This is a genomic window from Gordonia sp. CPCC 205515, assembly GCF_048537925.1.
Taxonomy (GTDB): Bacteria; Actinomycetota; Actinomycetes; order Mycobacteriales; family Mycobacteriaceae; genus Gordonia.
Genome location: NZ_JBCLVJ010000025.1, coordinates 1 through 19,163 on the forward strand (window position 1 = coordinate 1; position 19,163 = coordinate 19,163).

The 19,163-nt window shown below is 65.7% G+C and carries 20 protein-coding genes; 3 read left to right on the plus strand and 17 right to left on the minus strand.

Annotation, left to right across the window (positions count from 1 at the left end; translation table 11 throughout):
* Positions 1–462 precede the first annotated feature (462 nt).
* The 5 genes from AAFP30_RS27745 to nrdH all read right to left on the minus strand — a co-directional run bounded on the left by AAFP30_RS27745 (position 463) and on the right by nrdH (position 3,335).
* Complete coding sequence (locus tag AAFP30_RS27745) at positions 463–1,677, minus strand: hypothetical protein (protein ID WP_419233290.1); 1,215 nt, start codon at positions 1,675–1,677, stop codon at positions 463–465.
* Between the two features lie 319 nt (positions 1,678–1,996).
* Positions 1,997–2,185, minus strand: coding sequence for a hypothetical protein (locus AAFP30_RS27750; RefSeq protein ID WP_419233291.1), 189 nt, complete (start codon positions 2,183–2,185; stop codon positions 1,997–1,999).
* A 14-nt stretch (positions 2,186–2,199) separates the two neighbouring features.
* On the minus strand, positions 2,200–2,877 hold the full coding sequence (locus AAFP30_RS27755) for a hypothetical protein (RefSeq protein WP_419233292.1): 678 nt from the start codon (positions 2,875–2,877) through the stop codon (positions 2,200–2,202).
* Positions 2,878–2,906: 29 nt separating this feature from the next.
* The gene (locus AAFP30_RS27760) at positions 2,907–3,071 is read right to left on the minus strand and encodes a hypothetical protein (protein ID WP_419233293.1); all 165 of its coding nucleotides are present in this window, start codon (positions 3,069–3,071) and stop codon (positions 2,907–2,909) included.
* Positions 3,072–3,086: 15 nt separating this feature from the next.
* Positions 3,087–3,335, minus strand: a complete 249-nt coding sequence (gene nrdH, locus AAFP30_RS27765; protein WP_419233294.1) for a glutaredoxin-like protein NrdH — start codon at positions 3,333–3,335, stop codon at positions 3,087–3,089.
* 311 nt (positions 3,336–3,646) lie between these two features.
* Here nrdH and AAFP30_RS27770 point away from each other — a divergent pair, with 311 nt between their 5' ends.
* Positions 3,647–4,957: an ISL3 family transposase gene (locus AAFP30_RS27770; protein WP_419233295.1), complete on the plus strand. Its 1,311-nt coding sequence runs from the start codon at positions 3,647–3,649 to the stop codon at positions 4,955–4,957.
* 231 nt (positions 4,958–5,188) lie between these two features.
* Here the strand turns inward: AAFP30_RS27770 and AAFP30_RS27775 are convergent, their stop codons facing one another.
* The 12 genes from AAFP30_RS27775 to AAFP30_RS27830 form a co-directional block, all read right to left on the minus strand.
* Positions 5,189–6,190, minus strand: coding sequence for a DUF3560 domain-containing protein (locus AAFP30_RS27775; protein WP_419233296.1), 1,002 nt, complete (start codon positions 6,188–6,190; stop codon positions 5,189–5,191).
* 35 nt (positions 6,191–6,225) lie between these two features.
* The gene (locus tag AAFP30_RS27780; protein WP_419233297.1) at positions 6,226–6,594 is read right to left on the minus strand and encodes a hypothetical protein; all 369 of its coding nucleotides are present in this window, start codon (positions 6,592–6,594) and stop codon (positions 6,226–6,228) included.
* A gap of 84 nt (positions 6,595–6,678) precedes the next feature.
* Positions 6,679–7,116 (minus strand): hypothetical protein, encoded by a 438-nt coding sequence (locus AAFP30_RS27785; protein ID WP_419233298.1) that lies wholly within the window; start codon positions 7,114–7,116, stop codon positions 6,679–6,681.
* A gap of 661 nt (positions 7,117–7,777) precedes the next feature.
* Positions 7,778–8,617, minus strand: a complete 840-nt coding sequence (locus tag AAFP30_RS27790) for an ArdC-like ssDNA-binding domain-containing protein (RefSeq protein ID WP_419233299.1) — start codon at positions 8,615–8,617, stop codon at positions 7,778–7,780.
* 1,068 nt (positions 8,618–9,685) lie between these two features.
* Positions 9,686–9,985, minus strand: coding sequence for a hypothetical protein (locus AAFP30_RS27795; RefSeq protein ID WP_419233300.1), 300 nt, complete (start codon positions 9,983–9,985; stop codon positions 9,686–9,688).
* A gap of 90 nt (positions 9,986–10,075) precedes the next feature.
* Positions 10,076–10,684: a hypothetical protein gene (locus AAFP30_RS27800; RefSeq protein WP_419233301.1), complete on the minus strand. Its 609-nt coding sequence runs from the start codon at positions 10,682–10,684 to the stop codon at positions 10,076–10,078.
* 416 nt (positions 10,685–11,100) lie between these two features.
* Positions 11,101–11,466: a hypothetical protein gene (locus AAFP30_RS27805; protein ID WP_419233302.1), complete on the minus strand. Its 366-nt coding sequence runs from the start codon at positions 11,464–11,466 to the stop codon at positions 11,101–11,103.
* Positions 11,467–11,841: 375 nt separating this feature from the next.
* Complete coding sequence (locus AAFP30_RS27810; protein WP_419233303.1) at positions 11,842–12,180, minus strand: hypothetical protein; 339 nt, start codon at positions 12,178–12,180, stop codon at positions 11,842–11,844.
* Positions 12,177–12,407 (minus strand): hypothetical protein, encoded by a 231-nt coding sequence (locus AAFP30_RS27815; RefSeq protein WP_419233304.1) that lies wholly within the window; start codon positions 12,405–12,407, stop codon positions 12,177–12,179. Before AAFP30_RS27815 ends, AAFP30_RS27810 begins: the two co-directional genes overlap by 4 nt.
* An 85-nt stretch (positions 12,408–12,492) precedes the next feature.
* The gene (locus tag AAFP30_RS27820) at positions 12,493–14,052 is read right to left on the minus strand and encodes a ParB/RepB/Spo0J family partition protein (protein ID WP_419233305.1); all 1,560 of its coding nucleotides are present in this window, start codon (positions 14,050–14,052) and stop codon (positions 12,493–12,495) included.
* Positions 14,053–14,151: 99 nt separating this feature from the next.
* Positions 14,152–14,376: a hypothetical protein gene (locus AAFP30_RS27825; RefSeq protein ID WP_419233306.1), complete on the minus strand. Its 225-nt coding sequence runs from the start codon at positions 14,374–14,376 to the stop codon at positions 14,152–14,154.
* Positions 14,377–14,790: 414 nt separating this feature from the next.
* Complete coding sequence (locus AAFP30_RS27830) at positions 14,791–15,267, minus strand: PaaI family thioesterase (RefSeq protein ID WP_006896186.1); 477 nt, start codon at positions 15,265–15,267, stop codon at positions 14,791–14,793.
* A 114-nt stretch (positions 15,268–15,381) separates the two neighbouring features.
* Here AAFP30_RS27830 and AAFP30_RS27835 point away from each other — a divergent pair, with 114 nt between their 5' ends.
* Positions 15,382–16,008: a TetR/AcrR family transcriptional regulator gene (locus tag AAFP30_RS27835; RefSeq protein WP_006896187.1), complete on the plus strand. Its 627-nt coding sequence runs from the start codon at positions 15,382–15,384 to the stop codon at positions 16,006–16,008.
* Between the two features lie 86 nt (positions 16,009–16,094).
* Positions 16,095–19,136 (plus strand): RND family transporter, encoded by a 3,042-nt coding sequence (locus AAFP30_RS27840; RefSeq protein ID WP_006896188.1) that lies wholly within the window; start codon positions 16,095–16,097, stop codon positions 19,134–19,136.
* The last annotated feature ends 27 nt before the right edge of the window (positions 19,137–19,163 follow it).

A 19,163-nucleotide genomic window follows, 5' to 3' on the forward strand; every position in this document is an offset into this window, starting at 1 on the left:
GAGAATTGGCGGGTGCAGGAAACGGCGATGGTGTCGTAGCGGGTCCGCACTGGGTGAGTGGGGCCGCGAAGCGTCCGACCCCCCGGGCTCGATGCCCGGCGGGGTACCGGGTGCTGGGGTGGAGATCGGGTGGGGCGCTGGGGGGGGGGGGCGGAGGGGGGGGGGGTCGACGTCCCCGCAGCCCCCGACCAGGGCGCTCGCGGTGACGACGATGACGAGCAGTGCCGCGAACATGATGGCGGCCGGGTAGACGACCCGTCGGCGGCGGTCCTTGCGCCGCCCGGGTGTCGGCGCCGCTGGCGCTGCCGCCGGGAGGTCGGCGGGTGCAGGCACCGGCTGGTCGACATCGTCGACGTCGTCTCGGTGGGTGGCATCGGGAGCTGCGGTGTTACCGGATGCTTTCTCCCACTCAGTGATCCAGTCGCTCACCCGTGGCCCTCCTGTCCTGTTGGTGGCGGGGTTCTACCGCTGTTGGGGCCATTCGACGGTCACACCGGGCAGATGTTTGGCGACCTCATCGGTCACTGCCCGCGTGGTGTCGGTGATGGCCTTCTGCGCTTGCGCGCCGGCCGGTCCGAGAGCGCGGAGCGGGGCTTGGGCCTGCTCGGCAGTCCAGCCGGCGGTGATCTGCTGCCCGCCGGCGTGGCCGCTGACCTGAACGTCTCCGCCACCGGTGACCTGGTAGGACACATCGGTTCCGGGCAGTCCGAGGTCGGCGGCCTGGTCGGCCGGGAGGTCGAGCCGGAACTGGTCGGTTCCCGGGTCCGGCGGCGGCGGTGTGGGATTCGGCGGCGGAGTCGGGTCGGTGGGTTCCTGTGTGAGGGGCAGGCCGGGGCGCTCGCGGCTGGTTCCGGGGTCACCGGCGCCGAGCGCATAGGCCAGGCCGCCGCCGATGGCGGCGCCGAGAGCTGCGCCGCCGGCACCTGCGGCTGCGGCGGAGAAAGCCGTGATCGCAGCGCCGGTGGCGAAACCGGCTCCGGCGCCGATCAGCGCGCCCGGGCCAGCATTGATGCCGGGGGCAGGGGCGGGTAGTGCTGCGCCGACACCCGCGCCGATACCAGTGCCGATGATCGTTGCCAACGGGATGGCGACCGAGCCGACGACCAGGGCGGTTGCCGTGGCGGCGACGGTGCCGCCGAGCGCACCACCGGCCACGGCACCGATCACCGCGGCCGCGGCCTTGCGGGTGGCTTCGTCGCGCGGAACACCCATCGACAGCAGCAGATTCGCGATCTCCTGCTCAGCCCAGGCCGACCACTCGTTGCCGGAACCGATGAGGGCCGTCTTGTTGGGCACATCAGGGATGTCGGCCTCGTCGACGACGAGGTTGCCCACGCGCAGCGTCTCCGGTTCGGGTGCGATGCGGGGAACGCGCGGCGCCGGCCGCGGAGCGGTGCGCGGCGGTGCGTAGGTGGGGTCGTAGGGCGTCGAGTACTGCGGCTCAGGAACCGGCTGCCAGTAGTCGGTGGAGGGCGGCGAGATAGGAACCACACGCTGCTCGGGCACATAGGACGGCGCACTCGGCGCCGGTGCCGGAGCTGGGGTTTCCGGGGTTTGCGGGGACGTGTCACCTTGCGGGGTCTGTGGCGAGGTATCGCCCTGCGGGATCTGCGGCGAGGGTTCGGCGCCGGCTGGGGCCGCTTGCGCGGCCAGAGCCACGGTCAAGGCAGCTCCCATTGCCGCGACCATGACGCGGCGGTGCTGGTGGTCGTTCACTACTATGCCTCCGGTGTGAGATGCGCTATAAATCATTGCTGACCATCACTATAATTCTAGTTTGCTTGATTGCAAGTGCATCCCCGGCAACGTTGGAAAAATCCGTGCAGACAGCGAAAAAGCGGATGTCCCAACCAGTCAAGGTGGGGACATCCGCCCAGCGATCCTGTTCGGTGAACGGGCCGCGCGTGTTGCGGCCGGCTCGGGTCAACCAGTCACAACTAGCACTTTACTGCATATCTCCGCCGTTGCGGTGCGGTCTCGGCCACGCGGTGGTTGGTCAGAACAGGGCGATCTGGTCGCGTTCGGCGCGCGTGCGTGCGCGCCGGTCAGCCCTGTTGGCGGCCTGTTGCGCGGCGTAGGGGGTGAGGTTGACGGCCGCGGCGATCTCGGCCCAAGTGTGGCCGTGGTCGCGGAGGTCCGCGGCGAGGTCCTCGTTCTGTTCGTCGTCGTTGCGTTCGGTGGTCACTGCCAGGTCCTCTTTCAGATGCGGGCCAGAGTGTCGCGCACTGCCAGCCGGCGGCGCTCGGCGGTCTGCTGGTGAGTGGTGAGTGCGGCCCAGTGGCCCGCGAGTTCGTCGACAGGTCGGCTCGTCGTTATCTGGTGCATCCGGGTCACGAGGGCGAGGTAGCCGCGGCGGTACCAGGCATCGACAAGCGCAGCGGCGAGGTGGGGGAGATCTGCGCCGCCGGCCACGCTCGGCCGCGGGGTCGCGGGGGCGACGATGTCGAGCAGGGCGCCTTTGGTCTGACGGTGGGCGCCGTTGTCGGTGAGGCGTGCCTGCACAAGCTGCGGTGTGGCGGGTGTTCCTTCGTCGATGAGCGCGACCGCGGTCTCGAAGATGCGGCGTGTGGCGGGACCGAGGAACAGGGTGGTGTCGGCCGGCAGGACGGTGGGGTTGTTGCCGGGTTCGGTGCGGGTGCCGATCAGAGCTGTGATGACGGCGTGGGATATCGCGGGTGGTGCGTAGAGCAGAGCAGCAAGAAACGCCAGCTCGAGGTCGAGGGCCGCGTCGATGTCCTCGGTGGCGTCGAGGAAGCCGTATCGGGTGGGATCATCACCGGCGGTAACGGTTTCGAGTTCGGGTAGCGGCTCGATTGCCGAGGTGGCTACTGCCTTGTCCTCGGTGTGCTCTTCGGTGCTGCGGGGTGTGTCGATCATGACGGTCACCGTCCTCACTCCTTCTATGGTCAGCTAGCCCGGGCTCTGACGCCAGTCAGGTCTTCGTGCGCCCACTGGTCGCACTGGGCGGCCAGATCGGCGAGGTCGTCACCGAGGCGGGGATCTCCGTCGGCGTAAGCCTGCTCGGACTGTGCCCAGTACCGGGCGGCGCGTTCGGTGTAGTCGATGCTCATCGGTGAATCCTCCTGTCAGGCAACGGCGGCGGCGAGGTGCTTGATGCGGTCCGGACGAAAACCGGACCAGTGATCGTCGCCGGCGACCACAACCGGGGCTTGCAGGTATCCCAGGCCCATCACGTAGTCGCGGGCGTCGGTGTCGGTGCTGATGTCGACGATGGTGTATTCCAGGCCGGCCTTCTCGAGCGCTTTGTAGGTGGCGTTGCATTGCACGCACGCCGGTTTGGTGTAGACGGTGATGGTGGTGCTGTTGTCGCTCATTTCCGTATCCATTCTGTGCGAGTCGCGAAGTTTACTCTGTAGTGCCCATTCTACCGCGAATAGTGTTGCGATACAACATGTTTGGTATTCTTTTGTGCCTGGATAAGTGCCATTTCCTGATTATTAGCCGCCCATTCGTGGACGCCTGCTCTGTCCATTTAGTGGCTCTTCAGGATTGACGGTGCGTGAAACAGGTTCTATCGACCACAAGATGTAGGTCGGATTTGCGGGTGTGAGCCGCGTGATGTGGGCGGGTCCTGTGGTGTGAAGATGAAAGCTCCTACACACTCATCCGAACACTCACAGGACCCATGACGCAGCGTAGCGCTCTTGCCGACACGATTTGCCGCACCATCGAGTTGGGGGTGACGATCACCGACGCCGCCATCGACGGTGAGGACCGTACCCACTTGTTTTGCCAGCTCCTGGACCCGAAGAAGAGCTGCCCGTCCTGCGGGCAGGGGGGTCGGCTGCGTGATCATGTCGACCGCGAGGTCGCCGATCTACCGATCGTCGGGCACCCGACCCGGCTGCACCTGACGGTGCCGCGCTACACATGCGGCAACGACGCCTGCTCGACGTCGGTGTTCCGCGCCGACCTGAGCGCGATCGTGGCCCCGCGGGCGCAGGTCACCCGCCGCACCACGACCTGGATTCTGCGGTCGATGATCTGCGACAAGATGTCGGTCACCGCGGCGGCGGTCGCGGTGGGGTTGAGCTGGAACACCGTCAACACCCTGGCGTGTGAGGCGGCCCAGACGCTGGCCGCCGCACCCGCACGCCTCGCCGGCGTCCGCGTTCTCGGCGTGGACGAACACAAATGGAAACATGTTCGCGGCCAGGGTGATTCGAGTTTCGTGACCGTCCTTGTCGACCTGACCCCGATCGTGGACGGTACCGGTCCGGCCCGGTTGTTGGATATGGTCGCCGGGCGCTCCAAAGCCGCGTTGAAGGACTGGCTCGACGCGCGGGATCAGGCGTTCCGCGATCGTATCCGGGTGGTCACGATGGACGGGTTCGCCGGCTATCGCACCGCGACCGCAGAGTCCCTGGACAAGGCGCGTGCGGTGATGGACCCGTTCCACGTCGTGCATCTGGCCGCGGACAAACTCACCCTGTGTCGTCAACGCGTGCAACAGGATACGTGCGGGCACCGGGGACGGTCCGGGGATCCGCTCTACGGTATCCGCCGGACCCTGCTGACCCGGATCGGGCTGCTCACCGACAAACAGAAGACCCGGTTACGCACGGGTCTGGACGCCCACGACGAGCATGTGGCGGTGGCCATCACCTACGCGATCTATCAGGACCTGATCGAGGCCTATGACCAGCCGAACAAGCGGGACGGGAAGATCGCGATGTACAAGTTGCTCAAACGCATCCACACCGGCCTACCGGCCGGCCTCGCGGAGGTGGCTCAACTCGGACGGTCGTTGTGGGCCCGACGTGCCGAGATCCTCGCCTACTTCGACACCGGCGCTTCCAACGGCCCCGTCGAAGCCATCAACGGGCGCCTCGAGCACCTCCGGGGTATCGCGCTCGGGTTTCGCAACCTCACCCACTACATCTTGCGGTCACTCATCCACTCCGGCCAACTCGCAGAAAGCCTGCGCGCACTCTGAATTAGGAAGAGCCCATTTAGTGCAGGGTGAAAAACCGGTGCGAAATAAGCGGAGTGGAGCGGCGCGACGCGCAGCGCGTGCCGGTTCTTCGTCCGAAACGGATTGACAGAGCAGGCGGCCACGTCAGTGAGAATTGGCGGGTGCAGGAAACGGCGATGGTGTCGTAGCGGGTCCGCACTGGGTGAGTGGGGCCGCGAAGCGTCCGACCCGCCGGGCTCGATGCCCGGCGGGCTACCGGGTGCTGGTGTCGAGATCGGTTGTGGCGCTGGCGGGTCGGTGTCCGGTGATGTTCTGGTACGGCAGGGTGCCCCGGATCGTGCGGCCGCCGAACGGTGCGCGGGTTTCGACGCTGACGGTCTTCTTGTTGACGCGCAGCACGGTGCACCAGTCGTCAAAACGGGTACGGACCTGGTCGCCTTTGGCGATGGTGTCCGGGCCGTAGTCGCCGGCCTGGCCGGTGGCGATCTGCTCGGCTCGGACCTGGCGCCAGTGGGCGATCTCGTCGGCGCGTTGGGCGATCCGGGCGTCAAGCTGCTCGCGGTAGGTGCCGGTGGCCGGCGCTGTGGTATCGCAGACTTTCTGGCCGCTGCTGGTGGTGTAGAGGGTGCGCGTGTAGCCATCTCGGGCACGTTCGTCGCGGCGCTGGTCGGCTTCGAGTTTCTCGATGCGGTTGGCGACAGTGCGCGGGTTGTTGCGGCGTGCAGTTCCCTCGGCCGCGACGTCGGCGCGGCGTGCGGTCTCGGTGGCCTGCTTCTCGGCGGCCACGGCCTGCCCGAGTTTGGCGTGTGCGTTGTCGATGGCGCGGCGGTGCCGCGCTTCGCTGCTGTGGCCGATTTTGATCGGCTCCCCTCCGGGCGGCAGCGCTGCGGTGGCGCGGCGGTCGGCGTCCCATGCTGCGTCGGCGCGGTCGCGGTGTCGGTCGGCTTTGGCCTCGAGTGCGGCGGCGCGGGCGTGCTGGCGTTCGGCTTTGTCGGCCTCGACGGTGGCTGTGTCGCGAAAACTGGTGTCGAGCTCGACTGTGACCTGGTGGCCGGCGTCGGTGAGGGCGCGGCGTGCGTGGTCGATCTTGTGCCGGTTCGGTTGGCGGTCGCGGCTGTTGGGGATGCCCCACATGCCCAGGGTGCGAAACCAGCGGAATCCGCAGGCTTTCAGGATGGTGTTGGTGCCGTCTCCTCGGCTGGTCCCGTCGACCAGGGTGCCGTCGTCGGGTGTGTGGCTGATCGTGATGGTCATGGCGTCCTCTCGAATACGTCTTAGCGTTGGTCGGGTCAGGCGGCGGGGGTCCAGCGGCCGGGGGTGAGTCCTTCGCGCTCGTCGCCGGGGTCGCTGTAGGCGGTGGCGGCGTCGGCGAGGACTTGCCAGGGGTCGGTGAGGGCGTCTTGCCAGGTGGCCCAGCGGTGACCGGGTGCGGTGGGGTCGAGGTCGTAGGGGCTGGCTGCGCGGTGCGCGTAGCCGATGGCGGCGCGCTCGGCGAGGCTGGCGCTGTGCTCGGGCGCGTCGAGCTCGCGGATGGCTGCGGTGAGAGCGTCGCGGTCGTCATCGCGCGTGGCGGCGATATTGGCTGCGGTCCAAAGGATTCCGGCGCTGGTGTGGTGGTAGTCGGCGGGGATCTGGGCTGGTGTGTAGCTGCGGTTCATCGTGTTGTCCTCCTGGTGTGCGGTGGTCGGTTGGGTGCCGGTGTGCCCCGGGGACTGTTGGTTCCGGCCGGGGCACACCGGGGGTCAGTGGGTCACCACAGCGGGTGGTCGTGCACTTTCAACCTGGCGGGCGTCGGTGATGCCGAGAATTGCGGGGACCTGGGCGGTTGTGGCGCTGGCGGCGAATCCACGCACGGTGGCGTATCCGTTCGGTGTGGGTTCGACTGGTGCGAGGTACCAGCTGGTGCCGCGTGGGGTGCCCAACATGCCCTCTGCGTACGTAGTCGTCGCCTCGAGTGTGTGCAGGTCGACGTTGATGATCTCGGTTGCCCATTGCACCGATACCAGCGCGAACACGTCGACGGCGGCGGTGATGGGTTCATCGGTGCCGGGGATCGGCGCGGCGATGGTGCCGGCGGCCGGGTGGCTCGGGAATGCCTCGACGTATCCCACGATGTGACCGGTGCGGCCATCAGACAGCGTGACAGTGGTGGTGGCGAGGGCGGCGCGGTTGGTGCTCATGGCGGTGGTCCTTTCGAGTGGTGGGTCAGAGCTGTTCGGCGATCGCGCGCCGTGCGGTGGCGCGGTCCTGACGGTTGGCCTGGCGCTTGGCCGCGCGGACAGTGCTCGGGTTCTGATGTGCGCGGCTCGTCCGGCTGAACACGTCACGCTGAGCGCCGTTGCCGGGTCTGGCGGGCCATGTTGTCCTCCTGGTGTGCGGTGGTGCGGTTTGTTTGACACCAGCCATCTCTTCCCGGCGGGAGGAACTGTCAAGGAGGAAGCGGAAAAGTTTCCGCAGGGAGCGCAGCGACCTGTGGTCGGCGGAAAGTTTTGTGCGCCTTGATGGTTACGACCAGAGGGCAGAGAATGGATGGGGGCGGACAAACCCCCATCGCCTGAGATCGCTGTCGCGGCGCAGCCGCGTCGGTCCAGTTGCCGGCGGCGGCCGGCAACTTCCTTCTGCTCGAACTCCCCCGACCCGGAGGGGAGGGATGACACAGCGCGGCCGACAGGCCGCTCCGTCTCAGACGGCCGCAGCCCGGCCGGGTGCCTGACCGTCCGTGTGATGGACAGGCACCCGCCGGGTCATGCGGCGGTGTGTTCTGTGTCGGTATCGGGGTCGATCTGATTGGCGAGGTCTCGGGCGGTCGACAGGACGCGAGACGCGGTTTCGGCGATGAGTTCAGGTTTGGCGTCGGACCAGCTGGCGATGTATCCGATGCTGTAGCTGCTGGTGTCGAGTCCGAGCAATCCCGGCGACGATGTAGGCGACCGATTCGGCTTCGACTTCGCAGCGGCCGCGGTGCTCGATGTAGTCGGCGGACTCGATGTCCTCGTGCATCAGTGCGTGGGCGGCCTCGTGAATGATGGTTTTGGCGGCTTGGGCGGGGGCCAGGGCGTCGTCGACGACGATGCGGCGGCTGCCGTCGGTGGTGGTGTAGCCGTTGGTGGCGCCGGGGATCGGCTCGCGGGTGACGGTCCAGCCGAGGTCGGTGAGGTGGTCGCGGGTGCGGGTGTAGATGTCGGCGGGGTCGTCTCCGGTCAGCTTCTGCACGGGCTGGTCGACGTCGACCCAGAGGCGGGCGTTGGGGTTCTTCTTGCGCATCCAGTCGGTGACTTCGGTGTTGGGGTCGGTTTGGGATACGTCGAACACGGACAGGATCGGGAAGGTGGCGACCTTGCGGTCAGCTTCCTCGCCGGTGTCGGTGTCGACCTCGGTCACTTTGCGGCTGCTGAATCCACGGATGCGGATCGCTTTCTCACCTGCGCGGACGTGGCGGCCGAGTTCGAGCCATTTGTTGTATCCGGCGACTTCGGAGGCGTCGGGGCGCTGGGCGAGGATGAGCAGAAGGTTGTTGAGGCTGTAGGCGTGAAACTTGGTGGCGTAGTCGAGGAATGCGGCCCACTCTTCGGTGCGGGTGAGCGTTTCCATCTTCGTCGCGATGGTGGCGTGCAGCTCGGCGGCCAGCTCGCGGCGTGCGGCGGCGCGCTGTTCGCGGGTCGGCTTGGGTGTGCGGCTCATGGTGTCCCCTCCGTGGTCGCGGTGGTGCGGTTTGTTTGACACCAGCCATCTCTTCCCGGCGGGAGGAACTGTCAAGGAGGAAGCACACAAGTTTCCGCAGGGGAGCGTAGCGACCTGTGGTCGGCGGAAAGTTTTGTGCGCCTTGATGGTTACGACCAGAGGGCAGAGAATGGATGGGGGCGGACAAACCCCATCGCCTGACATTTCTGTCGCGGCGTAGCCGCGTCGGTTCAGATGCTGGCCACGCCGGCACCCGGATTGCCGTACTGCTGTACTGACAGCACGTCGGGTCTGGGCCTGCCACCTCAAACAGGGTTGGCAGTCAGGGTGATTGTGCGGGAGCGACGCAGATGCGGGAGGGCTTGGTGTCGCGGCAGCACAGGGCGGTCGTTCGAGGCGTGGACCATCGCTCTGTAGCACACGTAGTTAACAATTGCCACCTGCAATATCGGCGTGTCGCGCTTCGTGTGTCGCAGGGCCGGGGCGTGACTGACCTGGGATTTCTCTCGCTAGCCCGCGTAAATATTTCGCGCATGTAAACACGTTGTTACGTGTAGCGGCCCAGGTCGACTTGCACGCGATTTTGCAGCATGGGCGCTCGTATCCTTTGAACTAGCCACCGAACGCTCGACTCAGGCCCTCCCGCGGGGGGCCTGAAGGTTAGAAGGAGGTGGTGAGTGTGCGTCGGAGACAAGAGAAAAGCCCGATCGACTGGGCGAAGTGGCTACCAACCGGTGTCCAGGTGATCAGGCTTCTCGTTGACGTTGTTCGGCATGGCTGGCACGTGTGGCCGTGGTGCTGAGCAAATGTCGTTGATGATGCGTTGTGGTTGGGCGGGAAGCGAATGTTATGAACCTTCGCTCCTGTCCTTCCATGTGCAACGTTAGCCCCGTTTGGGATTTTTTCCCAGCGTTTCCGGGCGGGTCATTGCGTTTGAGTATTCAAACATGGTGGTCGAGAGCGTGCAGCGTGGCGGGTGGGCGCCGTTACCTCCGGTAACGGTGTCCACTTCGGCGTTTCCGCCGGGTGTCCCAGCTCCGGCCTGGGCTGGCCCGGTCCTTGGCTTTATCAGGCAATGCGCCCGGGTTCGGCGGCGCCGGCCTCGAGGGCGTCGAGGTGCAGGTATGCGGCCGCCACGTCGGGCCGACCGTCGTTGTCGCGGCCGATGGCGAGCATGAGGGCGATGTCGTCGTCGATGACGATGGCGAGGTAGGGAAGTGTCCAGCCGTCGGCGGTGATGTCGTCGAGCTGGAGGCGTGCGGTGGCGGCGGCTTCGCTGGTGGCGTCGGCGCGGTTGTCGGCGGCACCGTGGTCGGTGCTGGTGGTGTTGGTGTCGGGGGTGTAGGTGGTGACGGTCCAGGTGATCATGGTTCTGATTGTGGTCGCGGCACCGCCGGTGTGGGGTGCCGCGACCGGTGAGGGGCGGCATCTGTGGAGTGATGCCGCCCCTGTGGAGAACTAGTCGTCCTCGTCGGGGGTGGTCCAGCCGTGGCCGCGGCGCCCGAACTCGGGGCCGGTAGGCTTCCAGTCCCGTCGGGTGGGGTCGGCGGTGTACTGCCGCCCGTCGGGGAACACGGCGATCGCGGTGCGGTGCGCGGTGCGCAGCGCGTCGATGAGCGAGCGCAGCGCGGTGGTGTCGAGCACGCGCAGTGCGACCGGGTCGAAGACGAGGGTCAGGTAGGGGATGGTCTGGCCTTTGATGACCGTGTGGGTCATCTGCTCTCGGGTCGCGGTGCCGGTGGGCGTGGCGATCCAGGTGACGGTGTTGCGCATCCGCGCGACCTGCTGGGGCGTCGGATCGTACTGGGCGTAGTTGGTGACCATGCCCATGCTCGCTTGGACGCCGAAGGCGACGAAGCCGAGCAGGTGTTGGACCTGCTCTGCTGAGGTGAACTGCATGACGAGGTCGGGCAGTTCGAGCTGTAGTGCCGCGGAGTCGGTGCTGGCGGCGGTGGTGGTGATGCGGTAGTCCTGGCGCCCGGTCATGGTGACGACGAGGCGCGACACCACGCCCTGCGTGGTGAGCTGGTCGCGCAGACGAGGCATCGTCGAGGCGGTGTTGTTCATTGCGAGCTCCTTCGATTTCGGTCCGCCGGGGTGGCGGACGTCGGAGCCCTTTGGGGGCGGCTGAGGGTGGGCTGTCAACCCCGGAGAGCCTGGTGTGCCGGAGGCCAATTCGGCTGCGAGCGCAGCGAGTGCGGTTTGCCGAATTGGTCGGAGCGCGTGGGCGGAGCGCAGCGGAGAACACGCGGAAGTCACCAGGCGTGGGTTGACAGGTCGGGGTCCCCGGCCGGTCACAATTGGGGCGACGTACGCACACACAAACGTGACCACCCACCCAACTCGCGAACTCCCGACCCGGAGGGGAGGGAGAACACTGTGCGGCCGACAGGCCGCTCCGTTGTAGGGCTGGTGCCGGGAGGTGAAACACGCAGGTCCGGGGCCGTCTGGTGGCGACGACCCCGGACCCGGTGCTGTTGGTGTTAGAGCGTCCACCGCCCTGGGGTGATGTTCGCTTCGAACCCGCCGATTCGGGCGGCGGTCGCGGCCGCGTCGGCGAGGATCGGCCACGGTTCGGTCAGCTGCCGGTGCCACGTTGCCCAGTCGGCCTCGTCGGCGTTGCCGGCGAGGTTCGGGTGCCGGGAGGCCGCGATCATCGCGGCGAGCTCGACCGCGGCTTGGCCGTGGCGTGCTGTGGTGCTGCCGCCGGCAATGAGCTGGGCGGCGGCTTCCCGGATGGGGTCTGCGATCTCGGGATTCGTGACGGTGAGGTCGGCGGCGATCCAGAGGATGTTGGCGACGCTGCCGGTGGCGGCGGAGGTGACGGTGGCGCTGGGGATGTATCGCATGGCGATCCTTTCGGTTGGTGTCCGCCGGTGTGGCGGACGTCGAAGACCTGGGGGACCGGCGGGGGTGGGCTGTCAACCCCGGAGAGCCTGGTGTGCCGGAGGCCAATTCGGCTGCGAGCGCAGCGAGTGCGGTGTGCCGAATTGGTCGGAGCGCGTGGGCGGAGCGCAGCGGAGAACACGCGGAAGTCACCAGGCGTGGGTTGACAGGTCGGGGGTCCCCGTCGGTCACACTTGGTCGACGTGCGCGCGCAAGTTGGTGACCACCCACCCAACTGGGAGCCTTCCTCGGGGCCGGTGGCGCAGCGCAGCGTAGCCACCGGCCCCGAGGACAACTCTGTGCGGCCGCCGGCCGCCCCGACTTTCGGCGCTTTCGCCTCAGCCGGCGATGTGGCGGCACTGGCCGCATTCCCATCGGCCGGCGACCCTGACGCAGGCGCGGCGCTCATCGCACAGCCAGCACAGCTGATTCGGTTTGGTTTGCTGACCGGCCTCGATCGCCAGCGACCGTTCGACGGCCGGTTCGTGTTGCGCGCGGTAGGCGGCAATCGTGTCGCGGTCACGCTGCTGCTGAACGGCGGCGGTCAGTGGGGTGCCGGCGGGGGTATGGGCGAGGAAGTCGCCGAAACTGGCCAGGCACTGGCGGCAGGGATGTCCTTGTCGGTGAGTGAGGTTAATGCAGCCGGGGAGTGGGCAGTCGGGGAACAGGCCCGTCATTGCGCTACTCCGTGCCAGAAGGCGACGGCGCGGTGGTCGGCGTCGGCGAAAGTGGGCAGTCCGCTGGCGGCGTGAACCGGAACGATCGCGTCACGGACGGCATCGATGGTGTCGGCGTTCCAGTCGGGGCTGGCGCCGAGGATGGTGATGATGCGGGCCAGGGCAAGAGTGGCTGCTCGGTGGTCGAGTTGATCGGCGATGACGGGGATGGTGTGTGCGCGGGTCATTGGGTGTCCTTCTGTGAGCGGTGGGGAGAGGGGGTGGTGCGGCGGTGGTGGGGCGGACCTCGCGGGTCCGCCCCACCACCGCCGGTCAGGTGAGGTCGATGTCTGCGGCCTGCTTATCGGCCGCGATGACTTCCTCGATCTCGGAAAGCGTGTAGCCGAACACGTCGACCAGCAGCCGCAGGTAGACCGGGCGGTGGCTGGTGTAGCTGCGATCGGTTTCGCGCCACGCGGTTTTCGGCATGTCGGCCTCGTGCGCGCCGAGAGCGATGGCCAGGTTGATGATCTGGCGGCGTTCGGCGCTGGCGCCATCGAGCGCTGCGAGCGGCGCGGTGTCGCCCAGGAACGCGGTTGCGAGCGCGCGTGCGGAGCCGTCAGCACGGTTGTAGCCGAGCAGGTCGTGGTACTGCCACATCGTTTCGGCCAGGAACGCTGCGACCGCGCCTGCTTTGCCCTTGGGCAAGGTCTTGCGTGACAGGTACTCGGTCACCTTCTGTCGGCGCACCTCGGTCGCGGTGAGAGCGAGTTTGTTCAAGGCGATGACCTGGCGGCGCTCGTCGGACTTGGCTTGCGTGTCCTGTGGCACCTGCTCGTCACTGGTGTTGCCAGTGGGGATGAAACTGTAGCGCGACCAACCGAGCGCTGCGGGATCAGCTACGCACCAGGTGGTTTCGACCTCGACGTGCTCGTGGCGGGTCAGCGTACGCGGGTCGCGCAGACCGTCATCGGGGGTTGCTTCGGGGTCCTCTTCGTCCTCCAGCGACCAGTCGATGAGATCCTCGTCGACCTCGTTTCCGTCGGTGTCGGTCCAGGTTTCGGTGGTTGAGGCGTGCACGTAGGCAAGGCGCTGCTCGTGCGGTACCTGTTCGATGTCGGTGACTCGCGCACCGTTGGCGTCGACGAGGACCGAGAGGCGTTCGGCGGTGTCGGCGTGGCTGGGGTGGCGCAGCGTGGCGGCGATCCCGTCGGCGGTGTACTGCTCGGCCTGGGCTTTGGCGGCGGCACGCTCGGCGGTGGTTGCGGCCAGGTGGGCGGCGGTGTGCTCGAACCGTCCCCACCGCAACGATTCCATCAGCTCGTCTTGAGCTTCGGGCTCGTCGTCGTACTGGGCGAGCACAGCTGCCTGTTCCAGCGTCAGGGTGTCGGCGTCGAGGGCGTCCTTGGCGTGTTGCGACTTCGCGGCCGCGATCGCCGGGTCGACCTCCTTCTTCTTGTTGAGTCCGAGGCTTTTGGCGATGCGTGTCGGGGACACTCCGTGCAGCGACAACTGTGCGATCGCCTCGACTCGTTCGGAGGCGGTCAGGTCGGTGCGGTGCTCGTTGGCCTTGTACTGGTCGATCACGCGCGCCCGGAGCTGCTCGGTGTCGGATTCGTCGGCGGTCGCGGGAAGGACGTAGACCGGCACTGTGGTCAGTCCGGCCTGGCGTGCGGCCAGGGTGCGCATCTGCCCGTCGCGCACTACGACGGCATCGCCGGTGTCGGTGGCCAGGATCGGTGAGAGCAGGCCGTCTTTCACGGATGCGACAAAATCGGCGGTCAGCTTGGCCTCGGCGTCGGTGCGGATGTTGTCACCGATGACCAGCTCGTGCGGGTCCAGGGTGCGCAGCTCCCCGGTGGGAATGGTCGCGGTGGTGGTGTTGTCTGCCATTGGGGTTCTCCCTTATTCTTTGTGGTGAGACCCCGGTCAGGTAGCTGCTGACCGGGTTTTCTTCTGCCCGTGTACGGAACGTGTCCGTCGCGGAGGTTTCTAGTGGTGGGCGAATGTGCGTGCTGCACCGAGTTGGTCCAGGCCGCAGCATTCGCAGAGCCAGGAGCCGGGCGGGTCGATGTCGTCAGCGACGACGAGCAGGCCGTGGTGATCCATGAAGGCCAGGACCTCGGCGGTGTTCTCGGTGTCCAGTCCGCTCATGTCGCCGTAGGCGACGGCGACGGCGCAGCTATTGCACAGTTGAAAGACGGTGGCGCTGGTCATGGTGACCCCTCCCGTTGTGAGTGCTGGTTTGCGTTTGCACTAGCCATGTCTTTGCCGGAGGGAGCGGGCCGCAAGGGTGTTCACAGTGAAAAAGTTGTCCGGGCCGAAGGCCTGAAACCCGTAGGGCGGAGAAGTTTTTCACGGCCCTTGCGGCACGGGACTGGAGGTAAAAGGATGGATGGTGCAACGCAAACCAACTCAGCCCGAAGGGCTCCACAGTGCGGCGAAGCCGCTCCGATCAGATGACGGCGAAGCCGGCACAACACTGCTGTACTGCCGTACTGCCGGCTATGCGACTTTGCCGGCCAGGCCCGACGCCACCCGGCAGTCGTGGATCTCAATGCGGGTGCGCAAGGATGGGCCAGCTGGTGGATGCGGGGCGACTCTTCTGCTTGGTGGCGTGCCTGGCGGTCGCTAGTCGGCCTGAAAGAATCTGGTGATGAGGTCTGCTGTGGCGCCCCAGTCTCCGTGACGAAGAAAATGACTCAAGTCGACCTTTACGAAGACCGCTTCTGCGGCGAAATAGGTTGTGTCGCCGACAGTACCGTTGGCTTCGATGAAGAGCGCGCGGTCGGTTTCGTCGACGAGGGAGGCGGTGATGTGCACGGGGGTGTGCAGTGGGACCGGGCGTCGATACTCCACGGTGAGGGTTCGGGTGACTGCGGGTGTCTCGGCGATCCACAGGGTGAAACCCATGATGTCATCGCATGCCGCTGAGATGGCTCCGCCGTGGGCGAGTCCCGGGGCTCCTGAGTGGCGCTCGTCGAATTGCAGGTCGGCGTAGACGTGGTCGCCGTGCAGGTGTACCTCGAGGTGCAGGCCATTGGGGTTGTCTTCGCCGCATCCCATGCACCATGGTGCGTGTGCTGGTAGTGGTTTGTCGCCCCTCATAAGTGACCTTTCTGAGCCTTCAATCGGTACCGCCACTGGCAGTTTCGCTCTGTTACCGACGGTATTGTTGTGCAGTCAGGGGTTCGTGATTTTGGCTATATAGGGAGTGGCCAGGTGGAAACCATCGATTCCGACGATGTTGACCCGAGGCGGGTTCGGTCGCGTCAGCGTTTGTTGGATGCTGCGGTGACCTTGCTGAACAGTGGCGGGGTCGAAGCCGTTACCGTGGAGGCGGTCACTCGACTGTCTCGTGTTGCTCGCACCACCTTGTATCGTCACTTCGAGAGCTCCACAGATCTGGTGGCGGCTGCCTTCGAGCGATTGTTGCCTCAGGCCGAGACCCCCGAGACGACGACGTCGATCCGTGATGACCTGCTGAAGCTGATGCAGCGGCAGGCTGAGCTTATTGAGCAGGCACCGCTGCAGTTGACGACGCTGGCATGGTTGGCAATGCTTCCCGAGCAGCCCCGGCAATCCGGGCAATCCGACGGGGATCAGAACGCGCTCGCGCCACTGCGTCGTCGAGTCGTCGAGCAGTATCGAGAACCATTCGATCGAGTTTTGACGAGTGACGTGGCCACGGCGGAGCTCGGCGACCTCGATTTGACCATGGCAGTCACTCAACTGGCGGGCCCCCTTGTCTTTGCCAAGCTCACGGGCATTCGGTCGATGACCGTTGGCGATCTCGAACAGCTTGTCGACGATTTCCTCATGGCCCACCGGCGACACCAAACCTCCTGACCTCCTTCCCCATCTACGGTACTGCTAGTACCGTAACGATACCGTCGGTTTCGTAGACGGGCTGGGTCGAGGGTGAGGTGCTGCGTATGGTGGTCCAACGTCCAAGTGGTGGGCGCTTGGCGGCGCGCCGGTTGGCGGAACGCAGCGAGTACAGCACGACATTGGGGCGGTTGGCACGGTTCACCTTGGCGCACAGATTCCTCGTCATCGGGGCGTGGGTGGCTGTGGGTATCGTCTTGGCGATACTGTTTCCCCAGCTGGAGACGGTGGTGCGGCAGCAGTCTGTTGATCCGATCCCTGCTGGGGTTCCATCGTTTCAAGCACTCGATCAGATGGGTGGTGCGTTCGGTGAGAAGGGCGCCAAGACCACTGTTTTCGTGACCATGGAGAACCCGAACGGGTTCACCGACGTGGCGCGGGAACGCTACGACATGCTCGTTCTGCAGTTGCGCGAAAATTTCGACGATGTGCAGTCAGTGCGGGATTTGCTCTCCGATCCGACGACGGCCGGCCAGGCCTTGAGTGAGGACGGGCAAGCCTGGTACTTGCCTGTCGGGGTCACCGGAACTTTGGGAGGGCCAACGGCCACGCATGCTGTGGAGACCGTGCGCCAAACCGCGCAGCGCGTGTTTGACGGTACGGACACCACTGTCCATGTCACCGGGCCGACGGCCACTTTCAGTGACCAGATCGTCAGTGCTGAAAGCGATTTAGTCGTGATCACTGTGGCGACGGTGGCGCTTATCGCGATCATTCTGTTGATCGTTTACCGATCGCTGTTCACCGCGCTGGTGCCGTTGTTGGTGATCGGTGTCAGCCTCGGCGTGGGCCGCGGGGTCTTGTCCGCACTCGGCGAACTCGGTATGCCGGTATCGCAGTTCACCGTCGCGTTCATGACCGTCATCCTGCTCGGAGCCGGGGTCGACTACTCAGTCTTTTTCATCAGTCGCTATCACGAACGGCTACGCCAGGACGCTACCACTGAGGTTGCGCTCGTGGACGCGACAGCAACTATCGGACGGGTCATCCTGGCTTCAGCTGCCACGGTGGCGCTGGCCTTTTTGGCGATGGTGTTTGGTCAGCTGAGCGTGTTCTCCACCTTGGGTCCGGCATGCGCGATCGCCATCCTCATCGGATTCCTCGCCACGGTCACCCTGCTACCACCGGTGTTGCTGTGGGCGGCGCGATTCGGCTGGGGCGCACCCAGACGAGATCTGACCCGAAAGTACTGGAATCGCGTCGCCGTGCTCGTCGTGCGGCGTCCTGTGCCTCTGCTGGCACTAACCCTGGTCGGGCTAATCGTGCTTAGCGTCTTCGCGATGGGCATCCAGATCACCTTCGACGATCGTGAGGGGCAGCCCGCGACAACCGACAGCAACGAAGGCTACGCGTTGCTCGACCGTCATTTCCCTCAAGACGTCACTATCACTGAGTTCCTCGTTGTAGATGCACCGATCGATCTCCGTACTGCCAGCGGGCTGGCCGATCTTGAGCAAATGGCCTCACGTGTATCCCAGATCCCCGGAGTGACTCGAGTCATCGGTGTTACCCGTCCCACCGGGGACAAGCTCGAGCAAGCCGAGCTGTCCTGGCAGAACGGTCAGATCGGGGACCGGCTGGCGGGTGCGGTCGACGATGGCCAGAACCGCCGAGGTGACCTCGAACAGCTCCGTACCGGCGCATTCCAACTCGCCGACGGGCTTACTCAGCTCGACACCCAGGTACGCACCAACTTGGCCCCCCTGGCCGGCATCCTCGATCAGGCAAGCACAGCAGGGCAGCAAATTCAGCAGTACCAGCCGATACTCCGCCAACTCGCCGCATCTGCACCAGCGCTCGATCGCGCTTCTCAGAATGCCCCACAGCTGGCCGCGCTCACCCGCCAAACATCTGCAGCCCTGGCAACAGTGACCTCGATCCTGCCCATCCTCGATAATGCGCCCTGGTGCACCCAAGTCCCGCAGTGCGCAGCTCTGCGCGCGCAGACCCGCAATCTCGACGCCCTACTGAGCAACGGGACCCTCGACCAGATCGCCACGCTGTCAACACAACTCGCGCAGCTGGATACACCGATCTCAACAGTCACCGACCAACTCACTTCCACCGTCAACTCACTGGGCTCCACGCTGGGAAGCATCAGCAGCCAAGACCTTCCCGGCAAGCTCACCCAACTGCAAACAGGTATCAGTCAACTCGCGGCGGGATCACGCCAACTCGCCGCCGGTGTATCCGCGCTGATCGACAGCAACCTTCAACAACTCGCCGGGATGGCCGCGCTAGCCACACAACTACAAACCTCCGCCCGCGAGACCGCCGGAACAAACTCAGCAACCGGCTTCTACCTCCCACCTCAGGCCAACGCAGACCGCCGTTTCGTCGACGTCGCTCGCCAGTTCGTCTCGCCCGACGGCCATACCGTGCGCTACGCAATACAAACCAGCTTCGACCCCTACAGCACCGAGGCCATGCAACTGGCCGACACAATCACCGATGTCGCACTCGCCGCCAGACCGAACACAACCCTGCAGGACTCCAACATCGCGATAGCCGGGTTCCCCGCCATCAACGCCGATCTGCAACGTCTACTCACCGAAGACTTCCGACTCCTAGCGTTGGCCACCCTCACCATCGTCGGCCTGATCCTGATACTCCTACTCCGAGCACTCATCGCGCCGCTATACCTTCTGGGCACCGTCATACTCAACTACACCGCGGCACTGGGTATCGGTGTCCTGATCTTTCAACACATCCTCAAAACCGATATCGCCTGGCCCGTACCACTACTGGCCTTCATAGTCCTCGTCGCGGTCGGCGCCGACTACAACATGCTTCTTATCTCTCGCCTACGCGAAGAATCCCAAAACAACATCCGCATCGGCGTCCTGAGAACCGTCACCAACACCGGATCAGTCATCACCTCGGCCGGCCTCATCTTCGCTGCCAGCATGTTCGGACTCATGGCCGGATCCATCTCGATCATGACCCAGGTCGGACTCATCATCGGCATCGGCCTGCTGCTCGACACCTTCATCGTCCGCACCATCGTTGTGCCGACCATCGCCACACTTGTCGGCAGAGCAAGCTGGTGGCCGAGTACCCGAACCGACACGCATCCAGTGTCCCGCTAGTACGCACGCACGTGCCGAGATCTGACC